Annotated in this window: 11 protein-coding genes; all 11 read left to right on the top strand. The window is 64.4% G+C overall.

All coding sequences use genetic code 11. The annotated features are described in order from the left end of the window. Window positions 1-6 precede the first annotated feature (6 nt). The 11 genes from CK218_RS26485 (at window position 7) to CK218_RS26435 (ending at window position 14144) form a co-directional block, all read left to right on the top strand. The gene (locus CK218_RS26485) at window positions 7-954 is read left to right on the top strand and encodes a LysR substrate-binding domain-containing protein (RefSeq protein ID WP_066992107.1); all 948 of its coding nucleotides are present in this window, start codon (window positions 7-9) and stop codon (window positions 952-954) included. Between the two features lie 87 nt (window positions 955-1041). Then, on the top strand, window positions 1042-2076 hold the full coding sequence (locus CK218_RS26480) for an amino acid ABC transporter substrate-binding protein (protein WP_082980382.1): 1035 nt from the start codon (window positions 1042-1044) through the stop codon (window positions 2074-2076). A gap of 77 nt (window positions 2077-2153) precedes the next feature. Continuing rightward, window positions 2154-3320: an ABC transporter permease subunit gene (locus tag CK218_RS26475; RefSeq protein ID WP_245299545.1), complete on the top strand. Its 1167-nt coding sequence runs from the start codon at window positions 2154-2156 to the stop codon at window positions 3318-3320. A gap of 3 nt (window positions 3321-3323) precedes the next feature. Beyond that, window positions 3324-4403, top strand: a complete 1080-nt coding sequence (locus tag CK218_RS26470) for an amino acid ABC transporter permease (protein WP_095829410.1) — start codon at window positions 3324-3326, stop codon at window positions 4401-4403. 13 nt (window positions 4404-4416) lie between these two features. Continuing rightward, window positions 4417-5172: an amino acid ABC transporter ATP-binding protein gene (locus tag CK218_RS26465; protein ID WP_095829409.1), complete on the top strand. Its 756-nt coding sequence runs from the start codon at window positions 4417-4419 to the stop codon at window positions 5170-5172. A 53-nt stretch (window positions 5173-5225) separates the two neighbouring features. Next, window positions 5226-6632 carry an FAD-binding oxidoreductase gene (locus tag CK218_RS26460; protein ID WP_095829408.1) on the top strand — a complete coding sequence of 469 codons (1407 nt, stop codon included), beginning with the start codon at window positions 5226-5228 and terminating at the stop codon, window positions 6630-6632. A gap of 117 nt (window positions 6633-6749) precedes the next feature. Then, window positions 6750-8420 (top strand): thiamine pyrophosphate-binding protein, encoded by a 1671-nt coding sequence (locus CK218_RS26455; protein ID WP_095829407.1) that lies wholly within the window; start codon window positions 6750-6752, stop codon window positions 8418-8420. Beyond that, window positions 8417-10513, top strand: coding sequence for a hydantoinase/oxoprolinase family protein (locus CK218_RS26450; RefSeq protein ID WP_095829406.1), 2097 nt, complete (start codon window positions 8417-8419; stop codon window positions 10511-10513). Before CK218_RS26455 ends, CK218_RS26450 begins: the two co-directional genes overlap by 4 nt. Beyond that, window positions 10510-12129: a hydantoinase B/oxoprolinase family protein gene (locus CK218_RS26445; protein WP_066992090.1), complete on the top strand. Its 1620-nt coding sequence runs from the start codon at window positions 10510-10512 to the stop codon at window positions 12127-12129. The genes CK218_RS26450 and CK218_RS26445 overlap by 4 nt, the downstream gene beginning before the upstream one ends. Further along, window positions 12126-13328 carry a pyridoxal phosphate-dependent aminotransferase gene (locus tag CK218_RS26440; RefSeq protein ID WP_095829405.1) on the top strand — a complete coding sequence of 401 codons (1203 nt, stop codon included), beginning with the start codon at window positions 12126-12128 and terminating at the stop codon, window positions 13326-13328. Before CK218_RS26445 ends, CK218_RS26440 begins: the two co-directional genes overlap by 4 nt. 3 nt (window positions 13329-13331) lie before the next feature. Beyond that, a complete protein-coding gene (locus CK218_RS26435) occupies window positions 13332-14144 on the top strand; it encodes an NAD(P)-dependent oxidoreductase (protein WP_095784029.1) in 813 nt (270 codons plus the stop codon). The last annotated feature ends 9 nt before the right edge of the window (window positions 14145-14153 follow it).

Below are 14153 nucleotides of genomic sequence, written 5' to 3'. Positions count from 1 at the left end.
TTCACGATGACCGGCAAGCTTCGCCTTCCTTCGCTCAATGCGCTTCGCGTCTTCCACGCCGTCGCACAGCACAAGAGCTTCCGGCAGGCCGCCGACGAGCTCCTGGTGACGCCGCAAGCCGTCGGTCAGCAGATCAAGCTTTTGGAAGACACGCTGCAGGTGACGCTGTTCGAGCGCAAGGGGCGCTCGATCGAGCTGACTGAGTCGGCGATCCTGCTCTCGCACTATGTCAAAGCCGGCTTCGACGAATTTTCCGAAGGCGTTCGCCGCGTCACCAAATCGAACTACCGGGACCGCATCAATCTCAATGCGAGCCCCTACTTCGCGACGCACTATCTGCTGCCCAGGCTTTCATTGTTCCGCGAGATCCTGCCGGGCGCTGATCTGCGCCTGACGACGATGGTCGACCTGCCCGATTTCGGGCGTGACGACATCGATATGACGGTGCAGTGGGGCTATGGCAACTGGCCGGACTACGAGACCACGCTGCTGGTGCCGGACCCGAAGATCATATGCTGCACCCCGGCGATTGGCGAGAAGATCAAGTCGGCGCAGGACCTGACGCGGTTCACGCTGCTCGACACCGTCAAGTCGAAGCGGCTGTGGCCCGACATATTGCGGCACCTCGGAGTGGAACTGGCTGAAGGCGACCGCAGCATCGGCTTCGATGACGCCGCCACCATGCGCCGTGCGACGCTCCAAGGCATCGGTGTCGGCCTGGTTTCCGTCATCGATGCCGAGGAGGACTTCAGGTCGGGCGCGCTGGTCGCGCCACTTGGCCGTGACGCCCTCTCGGACATGAAGCCGGAAGAAGTCCCCGGCTTCTACCTCGTCATGCCGCGCGGGCATCTGCGCGTGAAGGCGGTGGCCGCCCTGCATCGCTGGCTCGTCCAGCAGGATTGGGGCAGCGACCTCAAGCTTTCTCTGCCGAAACCGACACCGCTCTCCGATTAGGAGCGGCTTAGCGACCGAGGGCCGAAGCGCGTGTTTCGGGCCTCCAACAACAAGAACAAGTGAACCTCAACAGTGGAGACAACAAACATGAAAATGACGAAATGGGGGGCCGCAGCCATGGCCCTTGGCCTGGTTCATTTTGCGGCGCCGGCCGAGGCGGCGGGCGGCAAGACGCTGGAAACCGTGAAGGCGCGCGGCGTGCTCAACTGCACGGGCCATGACGGCTCCTATCTCGGCTTCGCCGAGGTAGACGACAAGGGCAACTGGAAGGGCATGGACATCGACCTCTGCAAGGCGGTGGCGACCGCCGTGTTCGGCGACCCGGCCAAGCTGAAGATCGTCCCGATCAGCTGGGCGCAGCGCTGGCCGTCGCTGCAGTCGGGCGACGTCGACATCATCATCAAGGCGTCGGGCGGCACGCTCAGCCGAGATACCGAGCTCGGCCTGCAATTCTCGATGTCCTATTACCTCGGAACGACCAAGGTGATGGCGCATAAGGAGCTCAATCTGAAGTCGCTCAAGGACGCCGATGGCGGCTCGATCTGCATCCCCGCGGGGACGACCATCGAGCAGCAGGTCGCGGCCTATGCGCAGAAGGTCGGGATAAAGCTGGAGCCTGTCGTCATCGAAAAGACGGAAGAGCTCGAGCAAGCCTACTTCTCGGGGCGCTGCGACATGTATGCCCAGTGGGGGCCAGTTCTCGCAATCGCGCGTGTCGCCAAGGGCAAGGTCGACGACCACGTGATCCTGCCCGACGTGCTCGCCGTCGAACCCGAGGTCATGATCGTGCGGCAAGGCGACGACAACTGGGTCGACGTCGCCAACTGGACGCTCTCCGCCCTGCTCTTCGCCGAGCAGGAAGGCATCACGTCCAAAAATGTCGATGAGATCAAAGCCAAGCCCACGTCGCCGGCGGTCGCCAAGTTCCTCGGTGCCGCGCCAGGCATGGGCAAGGGTCTCGGACTTCCTGACGACTGGGCCTACAACGTGATCAAGAAGGTCGGCAATTATGGCGAGATCTTCGATCGCGATCTCGGCAAGGAGTCGCCCTACAAGATGGATCGCGAGCTCACCAACCTCTGGAACAATGGCGGCGTCCTGTTCCCGCTGGTGATCGACTGACTCCACCTCTTAACGCAGCTCGCTCTGAGCTCCGCCTGGCACCGCCAGGCGGAGCCGGCGACAATTCGGGGAAGACCATGATGGTCAGCCTGCTAAGAAATCAGAGGGTCCGCAATACGCTTTTACAGGTTCTTTATGTCGGCTCGCTTGCCGCGATGATCCTTGCCTGCGTGATGATTGCCCGGCGGAACCTGGCGCAGCAAGGCATCACCTCCGGCTTCGACTTCCTGTTCAAGTCGACGGGCTGGGATGTCAACTTCTCGCTGCCGCCCGCCACCGCCAACGACCCCTACTGGTGGTTCTTCCTCATCGGCGTCATCAATACGCTATTCCTGGGATGCACCGGGCTGATCCTGGCGACGATCGTCGGCACCATCGTTGGCCTGGCGCGGACTTCCTCGAACGAACTGGCGCGGCTGCTTGGCCGCACCTATGTCGACATCTTCCGCAACATCCCGCTGATCCTCCAGGTCTTCTTCTGGTACGCCGTCATCACGCATCTGCCGACGCCACGCGCCGCGCACGAGGCCTTCGGCATGCTGCTGACCAGCCGCGGCCTCTATGTGCCGGTCCCCAATGTCGGCGGCGTCGCGTTTGCGGCAGCTTTCCTTGCCGTAATCGCGGCGATCGCGCTGCCGGTTTGGCTGGGCCGGACCACGCGCCTCAGCCAACCGCCCGGCGAGCGGCTCGGCATTCAACTGACCGCGGCCGCGACGGCACTGGCCAGCGCAGTCATTGTCCTTGCGCTGGGCCGCCTGCCGGACCTGCCGCTGCTCGACTTCCCTGCCCTGCAAGGTCTCAATCTCAAGGGTGGCCTGCGCATCCCTCCCGAATTTTCCGCTTTGGCCATCGCGATCGCCATCTATGGCGGCTCCTATATCGCCGAAATCGTGCGTGGCGGCTTCAAGGCCGTCGGGAAGGGCCAGATGGAGGCCGCACTTTCGCTGGGGCTGAGCCCCTGGCGCGTGTTCACGCTGGTGCGGCTGCCGCTGGCGCTGCGTGCCATGCTGCCGATCCTCGCGAACCAGTATGTCTGGCTGATGAAGGCGACGACCATGGGCATTGCGGTGGGCTTCACCGACTTCTTCATGATCGTGGCGCTGACCATCAACCACTCCGGCCAGACGCTGGAAGCGATCGGTATCCTGATGGCAGGGTTCCTGGCGATCAATCTCAGCCTGGCAGCCGTGTTCAACCGCATCAACAAAACCATTGCCCTCAAGGGCAATCAGTTGAGGGGGTGACTGATGGAGTTGGTAATTGTCGCTCCCCCTGCCCCTGGCAAGCTCGAAGACCTGAGGCGCCGTTTCTTCGCCACGCCGCTGCAGGCGCTGCTGTCGCTGATATCGCTGGCGATCATGGCTTTCGTTCTCTGGAAGCTGTTGAACTGGGCGGTGTTCTCAGCGGTGTTCACCACCAGCGGCGGGCCCGAGGCCTGCCAGGCGGCGGCAGGAGCCTGCTGGTCGGTCATTGCCGCCAGATGGCGCATCATCCTTTTCGGCCTCTATCCCTTCGAGGAGCAATGGCGCTCGGCCTTGGCCTGTGTGGTCGTCGTGGTCATGACCGTGCTGAGCTGCATCCCGGCCTTTTGGACCGGCCGCCGCATCGCGCTCGTCTGGGGCGTCGGAGCGGCGCTCTACTATGTGCTGATGAAAGGCGGCGTGCTCGGCCTCCCCTATGTCGGCGAGGAAGCCTGGGGCGGATTGGCGCTCACCCTTTTCATCTTCGTCACCACCTGCCTGATCGGCTTCCCGCTGGCGATCTGCCTGGCTCTCTTGCGCCGCTCGGAGCTGCCCTGGATATCCAGGACCACCGGCCTGATCATCGACGGAGTGCGCTCGCTGCCGCTGATCTCTATTCTCTTCACCTTTGCCGTCGTGCTGCCCTTCGCGCTGCCGCAATGGATGGCAGGCGACAAGCTGTACCGAGTCATTCTCGGCTCGGCCCTGTTCTTCTCGGCCTATCAGGCCGAGATCGTGCGCGGCGGCATGCAGGGCGTTCCGAAGGGCCAGGAGGAAGCCGCCATGGCGCTGGGCATGAGCTACTGGCAGCGCATCGGCCGCATCCTCCTGCCGCAGGCCATGCGCAACGCGCTGCCGGCGACGATCAACCAGTTCGTCATCTCGTTCAAGGAAACCTCGCTGGTGGTTATCGTCGGTTTCTTCGAGATCCTCGCCTCCGGCAATGCCGCCTACGGCACCGGCGAATGGCGCTTCGCCTATGTCGAGGTCTATGCCTTCATTGCGTTGATCTATTTCGTCTTCGTCTTCAGCCTGTCCCGCTACGGTGCTTACCTCGAGCGCCGCATGTCGGTCGGCGAACGGTAGGGAGGCGCGCAAAGTGATTTCGACGCAGTCATCCGGCGCCGCGGTTCATATCGAGAACCTGGACAAATACTACGGCTCTTTCCACGCGCTGCGGAACATAAACCTTTCCGTGAAGCGCGGAGAAAAGATCGTCGTCTGCGGCCCCTCGGGCTCCGGCAAGTCGACCATGATCCGCTGCATCAATCGACTCGAGCAGCACAATGGCGGGCGCATCACCGTGCTCGGCTCCGAGCTCAACGACGATGTCGGCAACATTGACGGGATCAGGCGCGAAGTCGGCATGGTGTTCCAGCACTTCAACCTGTTCCCGCACATGACCGTGCTGGAGAACTGCATGATCGCACCGATGATCGTGCGCAAGCGACCGCGCGCCGAGGCCGAGGCGACCGCCCGGCGCTATCTGGAGAAGGTCCGCATTCCCGAGCAGGCGACGAAGTTTCCCGGACAGCTCTCCGGGGGCCAGCAGCAGCGGGTGGCCATTGCGCGCGCCCTTTGCATGCAGCCGCAGCTCATGCTGTTCGACGAGCCGACCTCGGCGCTCGACCCGGAAATGATCGCCGAAGTGCTGGACGTCATGGTGACCCTTGCTTCGGAAGGCATGACGATGATCTGTGTCACGCACGAGATGGGCTTCGCGCGCCGCGTCGCCGACCGCGTCATTTTCATGGACCGCGGCGAGATCGTCGAGGAGGCGCCGCCGGAGCAGTTCTTCACCTCTTGCCGGAACGAGCGCACCCGGCAATTTCTGTCGCAGGTGCTGGGTCATTGAGCCAGAGCCAGCTGCTGTCTATACGCGGCGTGCCACACATCGCAGGTATCGCAATGACCGATCCCGTCACCGCTTTGCGCGAGATTCTCGGACCGAAAGGCTGGCTTTCGGGCACCGACGCCGAGCCTTATCAGCGCGACTGGCTGAACCGCTATGGCGTCGCGCCTTTGGGCGTTGCCAGACCCGCGAGCACGGCCGAAGTTGCGGCAGTGGTCAAGGCATGCCGGGTGGCCGGCGTGGCCGTGATTCCGCAAGGCGGAAACACCGGCCTGTGCGGCGGCGCCGTCGCCGATCGGGCGAACGCGGTGATCGTCTCGCTTTCGCGCATGACGGCAATAGGCGAACCGGATCCGGAGAGCGGGTCGATTGCGGTTGACGCGGGCGTTGTGCTCGCCGCGTTGCACGACGCGCTGGAGCCGCATGGCCTGATGTTCCCGATGCATCTCGGCGCCGAAGGCAGCGCCAGGATCGGCGGCCTGATCGGCACCAATGCCGGCGGCAGCCAGGCGTTTCGCTATGGCATGATGCAGGACCTTGTGCTCGGCCTCGAAGTCGTGACCCCGGACGGCGCGGTATGGGACGGCCTTCGCGCGGTGCAGAAGGACAATGCCGGCTATCAGCTGCGCAAGCTGTTCTGCGGTGCCGAAGGCACGCTCGGCATCGTCACGCGCGCTGTCCTCAGGCTCTATCCCACCCCAAAACAACAGGCGAGCGCGCTTCTGGTGATGTCCGACTTCGCCGCGGCCGTTTCCTTCGGCACCTATCTGCGCGGCGAGGCCGGCGAGTTCCTTGCCGGGCTCGAATTCTTCTCCGATGTCGGCCTGACGCTGGCGCTCAAGCATCTGCCTGATCTCGCCTACCAGCTGGAAACACGAGGCGACGTCTACCTGCTCGTCGAACTGGCGTCAGGTTCGGCGCGCGTTCCGCTGGAGGAGATCCTCGCTTCGGCACTGGAATGGGGTATGGAGGAAGGTCTGGTCGTGGATGGCGCGCTGGCCAATTCGGGCGCGCAGCGGGCGCAATTCTGGCGGCTGCGCGAGGAACAACCCGAGGGGCAGCGGCTGGAAGGCGAACAGTTGAAGCACGACATCTCGGTGCCGCCGGGCGCCATCGCCCGCTTCATCGAGACCGGCGCCGGGATTTGCGACGACATCCTGCCCGGCGTGCGGATCAACCCATTCGGGCATCTCGGCGACGGCAACATCCACTACAATCTGTCGCCGCCGGAAGGCCGCGCCGATTTCGACGGCAAGGCGGGACAATTTGCCGAGGCGCTGGCTGCGCTCGCTACCGAGATGGGGGGCAGCTTCGCGGCGGAACATGGGCTTGGGCGCACCAAGATCGCCATGGCCGAGCGGAATCGCAGTTCTGTGGAGCGGGAACTCATGGCGCGGCTGAAGGGCGCGTTCGACCCGCAGGGCACGATGAATCCCGGCGTCCTGGTTCGAATTGCAGAATAAAGAAAAACTTTCGAATGGATCGCATTTCTTGATTTCGCGTCGGCCCGCCAGAGTGCAGGTATAAGTTCGAAAGGCAGGCTCCGTCTGCTTGCCACCAGCGTAAGAGGATGCCGAAGCATGGTCCGCAATGGCGGTCGCCTTCTTGTCGAGTGCCTGATCTCGCTTGGCGCGACCAAGAGCTTCGGCGTTCCCGGCGAAAGCTATCTCGCCGTTCTCGACGCGCTGCACGACACGCGTGGAAAGCTGGACTACGTGCTCTGCCGCAATGAGGGCGGTGCGGCTTTCATGGCTTCCGCCTACGGCAAGCTGACGGGCACGCCGGGCATCTGCTTTGTGACGCGCGGCCCGGGCGTGACCAATGCCAGCATCGGCGTGCACACCGCCATGCAGGACAGTTCGCCGATGATCCTCTTCGTCGGCCAGGTCGGCACCGACATCAAAGGCCGCGAAGCCTTCCAGGAAATAGACTACCGGGCGGTGTATGGAACCGTCGCAAAATGGGCGGTCGAGATCGATGACGTCGATCGCCTTCCCGAAATCGTGGCGCGGGCCTGGACCACCGCTTTGACCGGACGCCCCGGCCCCGTGGTGGTCGCGCTGCCGGAAGACATGCTGACGGCCATGACCGAAGCCGCGCCGCTCGGCGGGCCGGCGCCTATCTTCGAAGCGGCGCCGGCACAGGAGGCAATTGCGTCGGTATTGAAGATGCTTGCCACCGCCGAAAATCCGGTGCTGCTGATGGGCGGCGCCAACTGGACGGCTGACGGACGCGCGGCGCTTCAGGCTTTCGCCGAAGCCTCCGATATCCCGGTCGTGACAGCCTTCCGGTATCAGGACCAGTTCGACAACCATTCGCCGGTGTTCGTCGGCGAGGCCGGCGTCGGGATGGTGCCGCATGTGAAAAACTTGATCCGCGACGCGGACGTGATCCTCGCCGTCAATGTCCGCTTCGGCGAGATGACGACCGACGGCTACACCCTGCTCGAAGTTCCCGTACCGCGCCAGAAGCTGATCCACGTGCACGGCTCCGATCGCGAGATCGGCAAGATCTATGTGCCCACGATCGGTATCCATTCCGGTCCGAACGCCTTCGCCAAGGCGCTCACCCCGATCAAGGGTTCTTGGGCCGACTGGCGCACGACGGCACGCAAGGCCTATGAAGGCACGTTCGCTGCGCCCGTGCAGCCCGGCCCGGTCGACATGGTCGCGGTCAGCACCTGGCTGCGCGAGACGCTGCCGCCCGACGTCATCCTCACCAACGGCGCCGGCAATTTCACCGTGTGGCCGAACAAGTTCTTCAAGTTTGGACCGCAAGCGCGCCTGCTTGCGCCGCAATCCGGCGCCATGGGCTATGGCCTGCCGGCCGCGATCGCGGCCAAGGTCGCATACCCGCAACGCACCGTGGTCTGCTTTGCCGGTGACGGCGACTTCCAGATGAACTGCCAGGAACTCGGAACCGCCATGCAGGCCGGCGCGCAGCCGATCGTGCTGATCGTCAACAATGGCATATACGGCACCATCCGTGCCCATCAGGAGCGCAACTATCCGGCTCGCGTCTCCGGAACCTCGCTCGAGAATCCCGACTTCGTGGCGCTGGCGAAGGCCTATGGCTTTCACGCCGAGCGGGTCGAATCCACGGGGGATTTCGCGGCGGCGTTCGAGCGGGCGCTTAGCTCGACGACCGGCGCCGTCCTCGACATCGCCATCTCGCCCGAAGCGATAACGCCCCGGCAGACCCTCTCTCAGATGCGCGACGCCGCGCTCGCTTCCCAGAAGGCCAAGTCATGACCTCCAGAACTGACGACATCCGTCTCGGCGCGGACATCGGCGGCACCTTCACCGACATCGCCCTTGATGTCCGAGGGACGATGTTTTCGACCAAGGTGCTGACCAACTATGCGGCTCCCGAGCAGGCGATCCTCGACGGCATCGCCATCGTCATTCGCGACGCCGGAATTTCTCCGTCCGAGATCGGCATCATCATCCACGGCACGACACTCGCCACCAACGCGCTGATTGAGCGCCGTGGCGCGAAGACCGCGCTGGTCACGACGAAAGGGTTCCGCGACGTGATCGAGATGCGAACGGAAAACCGCTTCGAGCAGTATGATCTGAACCTGCAACTGCCGACGCCGCTGATCCCGCGCGAGGATCGCTTCACCGTCAAGGGCCGCATCGGCGCGGAAGGCCAAGAGCTGCAGCCGCTCGACGAAGCCGCTCTGGAAGACATCGCCGACCGCATTGCGGCGGGTGGTTTCGGCTCGGTGGCGATCGGCTTCATCCATGCCTATGCCAACCCCGACCACGAGCGCCGGGCGCGCGAGATCCTCGCCAGAAAACTCGGCATCCCGATCTCGATCAGCGCCGAAGTCTCGCCGCAGATGCGTGAGTTCGAACGTTTCAACACGGTCTGCGCCAACGCCTATGTGCGGCCGCAGATGGCCGACTATCTCGCCCGCCTGCAGACGCGCCTGAAGGACATGGGCGCCGAGTGCCCCGTCTTCATGATCCATTCCGGCGGCGGCCTGATCTCGGTGGAGACCGCTTCGGAATTTCCGGTCCGGCTGGTGGAATCCGGCCCCGCGGGCGGCGCGATCTTCGCCGCAGACGTCGCCAGGCGCTTTGGTCTTGAGAAGGTCGTCTCCTACGACATGGGCGGAACCACCGCCAAGATCTGCCTGATCGAGGACTATGCGCCGCGCACTGCGCGAACTTTCGAAGTGGCGCGCACCTACCGCTTCTCGAAGGGCTCGGGCATGCCGATCTCCATCCCGGTTATCGAGATGATCGAGATCGGCGCCGGCGGCGGTTCTATCGCCTGGGTCGACGCCATGGGCCGTATCCAGACCGGGCCGGAGAGTGCCGGCTCGGAGCCGGGGCCGGCCTGCTACGGGCGCGGCGGCAACCGTCCGGCGATCACGGATGCCGATCTCGTGCTCGGCAAGCTCGACCCCGACAATTTCGCCGGCGGGGCGATCAAGCTGGACAGCACTGCGTCCGAGCAGGCGATTCTGCGCGATGTCGGCGAGCGGCTGTCGCTCGATGCCATGTCGACGGCCTTCGGCATCTGCGAGGTAGTGGACGAGAACATGGCCAATGCTGCCCGCGTCCATGCGGTCGAGAACGGCAAGAACATATCCGACAATCTGATGATTGCCTTCGGCGGCGCCGCCCCGCTTCACGCGGCGAGACTGTGCGAAAAGCTCGGCATCGACCAGTGCATCGTTCCGCGCGGCGCCGGCGTCGGCTCGGCGATCGGCTTCCTCAAGGCGCCGTTCGGCTACGAGGCGCTGGCCTCGAAGCTGACGCGCCTGTCGCGGTTCCAGCCTGCCGAAGTGAATGCCCTGCTCGCCGATCTCAAGGCCTCCGCCGAGGGTTTTGTGCGCGGCGGCGCCAGCGGCAGGATCGTCTGCGAAATCACCGCCTTCATGCGCTATGCCGGCCAGGGCTGGGAAATCCCCGTGCCGGTGGCAGACGAGCCGTTCGGCGACGATGCCGTTTCAGAACTCAAGGCGTTGTTCGAGGAGAATTACCAGCGCTTCTTCGGCCGCGCCATCGAGGGGCTCGACGGACTGGAAATCGAGATCGTCACCTGGTCGGTCAAGGCGACGGATGTCCGTCCCGCCGTCGCCAGGCACGAGCTCACAACTGGCAAGAAGACGAGCGAACTCAAAACGACCCGCGAGGTGTTCGATCCGGTCAGCGGCGCGCCGCGCAGCTACGGCATCGTCGAGCGCGACACGCTCCGCCCCGGCGATCGGATCGCGGGCCCGGCGGTCATCGTCGAGCGCGAAACTTCCACCGTCGTCACCACCAGCTTCGACGCCGTCATCCAGAGCGACGGCGCGATCCTACTGATCCGCAAAGGCAGCCAGGCATGAGCGATATTGGCGAAATCCGCATGCAGGTCATGTGGAACCGGTTGATCTCGGTGGTCGAGGAGCAGGCGCTCACCCTGCTGCGCACCGCCTTCTCGACTTCGGTGCGCGAATCCGGCGACCTGTCGGCTGGCGTATTCGACCCGCGCGGCCAGATGCTTGCGCAGGCAGTCACCGGCACGCCGGGCCACGTCAACACCATGGCCGAGGCGGTGCTGCATTTCATGCACGAAATCCCACGCGACCAGATGTTCGAAGGCGACACTTACGTCACCAACGATCCCTGGCAGGGCACCGGCCACCTGCACGACATCACCATGGTGTCCCCGTCCTTCCTCAACGGCGAACTCGTCGCCTTCTTTGCCTGCACGGCGCATGTCGTCGATGTCGGCGGGCGCGGCTTCGGCGCCGACGGCAAGTCGGTCTACGAGGAAGGCATCCAGATCCCGATCATGAAGTTCGCGGAAAAGGGCAAGGTCAATCTCGATCTGGTCAGGATCCTGCGCGCCAATGTCCGCGAGCCCAACCAGGTGGTCGGCGATTTCTATTCGCTCGCCGCCTGCAACGAGGTCGGGCACCGGCGCCTCGTCGACATGATGAAGGAAATCGGCCTCACCTCGCTGGCTGGGTTAGGCGATTTCATCTTCTCGCGCACGCGCGACGCCATGCTGGAACGCATCGAGGCGCTGCCCAAGGGAAGCTGGTCGAACGAGCTGGTGACCGATGGCTACGACGAGCCGGTGAAACTCGCGGCCACGGTGTCGGTGCGCGAGGACCATGTCGAGGTCGACTTCACCGGCACCGACCCGATGAGCCGCTGGGGCATCAACTGCCCGATCATCTACAGCAAGGCCTATGCCTGCTATGCGCTGAAATGCATGGTGGCGCCGGACATCCCGAACAATGCCGCCTCGCTCGCCTTCTTCACCGTGTCCTCGCCGGTCAACATCCTGAATGCCGTGCGGCCGGCGCCGGTGGCGTTGAGGCACATCTTCGGCCACATGGTTCCCGATCTGGTGCTTGGCGCGTTCTCCAAGGCGTTGCCCGGAAAGATCCTCGCCGAAGGCGCCGGCGCGCTGTGGAACATCCACATTTCGGCGCGGCCCGTCGCCGGCGCGTCCGGCCGCCGCGCCGAAGTGCTGATGTTCAACTCCGGCGGCATGGGCGCGCGGCCTGAGCTCGATGGCTTGTCGGCGACGGCCTTCCCGTCCGGTGTCCATACGATGCCGATCGAGGCGACGGAGCATACCGGTCCGATCGTGATCTGGCGCAAGGAGCTGCGGCCGAATTCCGGCGGCGACGGCGAGTTCCGCGGCGGCCTGGGTCAGATCATCGAGATCGCCGCGACCGACGGCCACGAGTTCGACTTCTCCGCCATGTTCGACCGCGTGAACCATCCCCCGCGCGGACGCAATGGCGGCGAGCCCGGCGTCGCCGGCGTGGTCAAGCTCGACGACGGCACAAAGATGCGCCCCAAGGGCTGGCAGCACGTGCCCGCCGGGCGGCGGCTGATCCTCGAACTGCCGGGCGGCGGCGGCTATGGCGATCCGGCCAAGCGCAGCGCCGCCGCGCGGGCCAACGACCGATCCAAGGGTTACATCTCGGAGAACGACCAATGAGTTACGTTGCCTCGCGCCTCTCGGCGGTGAAGCCTTCGGCTTCCATGGCGGCTTCGCAGGCCGCCAAGGCGCTGCGCGCCAAGGGAGTGGACGTGATCGACCTCGGGTTGGGCGAACCCGATTTCCCGACCCCGCTTCACATCATCGATGCCGCGCATTTTGCCGCCAAGGCCGGACAGACGCTCTACACCGCCGCCGCCGGCACCGCAGAAGTGCGCGAAGCCGTGGCCGGCAAGTTCCGCCGCGAGAACAGCCTGGACTACACGGCCGACGACATCGTGGTCGCCAACGGCGCCAAGCAGATCATCTTCAACGCGCTGATGGCGACGCTGGAGCCAGGCGACGAGGCGATCCTGCCGGCGCCCTATTTCGTCTCCTATCCCGAAATGGTGAAGCTGCTCAGCGGCACGCCCGTCGTCGTCGAATGCCCGGAGACCACTGGCTTCCGGCTGACGCCGGCGCTGCTGGAAAAGGCAATCACGTCAAGGACAAAGTGGCTTTTCCTCAACATGCCCGGCAACCCGTCTGGCGCGGTCTATTCCGCGTCCGATCTCAAGGCGCTGGGCGCGGTCGTGGCAAAACACCCGCAGGTGCTGGTCCTGTCCGACGAGATCTACGAGCACATCCTCTTCGACGGACGCGAATTCGTCTCCTTCGGCAAGGCCTGCCCCGAGCTCAAGGACCGCACCCTGATCGTCAACGGCGTCTCGAAGTCCTATGCGATGACCGGCTGGCGCGTCGGCTACGCAGCCGGCCCCGCGCCACTCATCAAGGCGATGTCGACGATCCAGAGCCAGTCCTGCACCTCGGTGTGCTCGATCGCACAAGCCGCGACCGTCGCCGCCCTCAACGGTCCGCAGGATGAAGTCGCGCGCTTCCGGCAGGCCTTCGAGGCGCGCCGCAACCTGGTAGTGGACGGCATCAGGAAGATAAACGGACTGACGTTGTCGCCGCCGGAAGGCGCCTTCTACGCCTATATCGGCTGCGCCAGCCTGATCGGCCGCAAGACGCCCAAGGGCCTCGTCCTGGAGAATGACGCGGCCGTGGCCAACTATCTTCTCAACGAAGGACGCGTGGCGTCGGTGCCGGGTGTCGCCTATGGACTGTCACCCTATTTCCGCATCTCGACGGCGACCGGCGAAGGGGTGCTGGCCGAGGCGATCTCGCGGATCAATGCCGCCGTCGCGCAAGTGGAGTAAACGATGCCGCACTACGAACGTATATTGATCACCGGCGCCGCTGGCCGGCTCGGCTCGCAATTGCGCAAGGGACTGGTGCCGCTGGCAAGCAAGATCCGCCTGGCGGGCCGCGGGCCGTTCAGCGATCTTGCGCCTCATGAAGAAGAAGCCGTCTTCGATCTTGCCGACATGGAGGCGACCATCGCAGCCACCAAGGACTGCGATGCGATCGTGCATTTCGGCGGCGCGCCGCTCGAATGCGAGTGGCAGACCATCCTCGATTCCAGCATTCGCGGCTCCTACCACATCTATGAAGGCGCGCGGAAACACGGCGTGAAGCGCGTCGTCTACGCCTCCTCGGTACATGCCATCGGCTACCACGAGATCGAGGCGCACATCGGCGTCGACGCGCCGGTGCGCCCGGACAGTCTTTATGGCGTGTCGAAAAATTTCGTCGAAAGCCTCAGCCGGCTTTACTGGGACAAGTTCGGCATCGAGACGGTGTGCCTGCGCATCTTCTCGTCTTTCCCCGAGCCGGCAGACCGGCGCATGCTGTGGTCGTATCTTTCCTTCGCCGACTGCGTGCGCCTGGTCGAGGCATCGCTGACGGCGCCGCGCGTCGGCCACACCATCTCGTTCGGCCTATCCAACAACAAGCTGAAGATGGTCGACAACAGCGGCGCCGATCATCTCGGATTCATCCCGCAGGACAGCGCCGAACCGTTCCGCGCCGCCGTCGAGGCGAAGACTCCCGTTCCCGACCCAAAGAGGCCGTCGGTGAAATATCTCGGCGGCTGGTTCTGCGAGCTCGGTCATCCGGACGACAAGCCCGAATAACCATGCCTC

This window comes from Mesorhizobium sp. WSM3879, from assembly GCF_002294915.1.
Taxonomy (GTDB): Bacteria; Pseudomonadota; Alphaproteobacteria; order Rhizobiales; family Rhizobiaceae; genus Mesorhizobium.
Note: the sequence above shows the minus strand (reverse complement) of the source record. Positions and strands in the feature narration are given on the sequence as shown.

Coding starts and splice junctions, on each gene's coding strand:
- CK218_RS26485 (WP_066992107.1), top strand. CDS start 7: ATGACCGGCAAGCTTCGCCTTCCTTCGCTCAATGCGCTTCGCGTCTTC.
- CK218_RS26480 (WP_082980382.1), top strand. CDS start 1,042: ATGAAAATGACGAAATGGGGGGCCGCAGCCATGGCCCTTGGCCTGGTT.
- CK218_RS26475 (WP_245299545.1), top strand. CDS start 2,154: ATGATGGTCAGCCTGCTAAGAAATCAGAGGGTCCGCAATACGCTTTTA.
- CK218_RS26470 (WP_095829410.1), top strand. CDS start 3,324: ATGGAGTTGGTAATTGTCGCTCCCCCTGCCCCTGGCAAGCTCGAAGAC.
- CK218_RS26460 (WP_095829408.1), top strand. CDS start 5,226: ATGACCGATCCCGTCACCGCTTTGCGCGAGATTCTCGGACCGAAAGGC.
- CK218_RS26455 (WP_095829407.1), top strand. CDS start 6,750: ATGGTCCGCAATGGCGGTCGCCTTCTTGTCGAGTGCCTGATCTCGCTT.
- CK218_RS26450 (WP_095829406.1), top strand. CDS start 8,417: ATGACCTCCAGAACTGACGACATCCGTCTCGGCGCGGACATCGGCGGC.
- CK218_RS26445 (WP_066992090.1), top strand. CDS start 10,510: ATGAGCGATATTGGCGAAATCCGCATGCAGGTCATGTGGAACCGGTTG.
- CK218_RS26440 (WP_095829405.1), top strand. CDS start 12,126: ATGAGTTACGTTGCCTCGCGCCTCTCGGCGGTGAAGCCTTCGGCTTCC.
- CK218_RS26435 (WP_095784029.1), top strand. CDS start 13,332: ATGCCGCACTACGAACGTATATTGATCACCGGCGCCGCTGGCCGGCTC.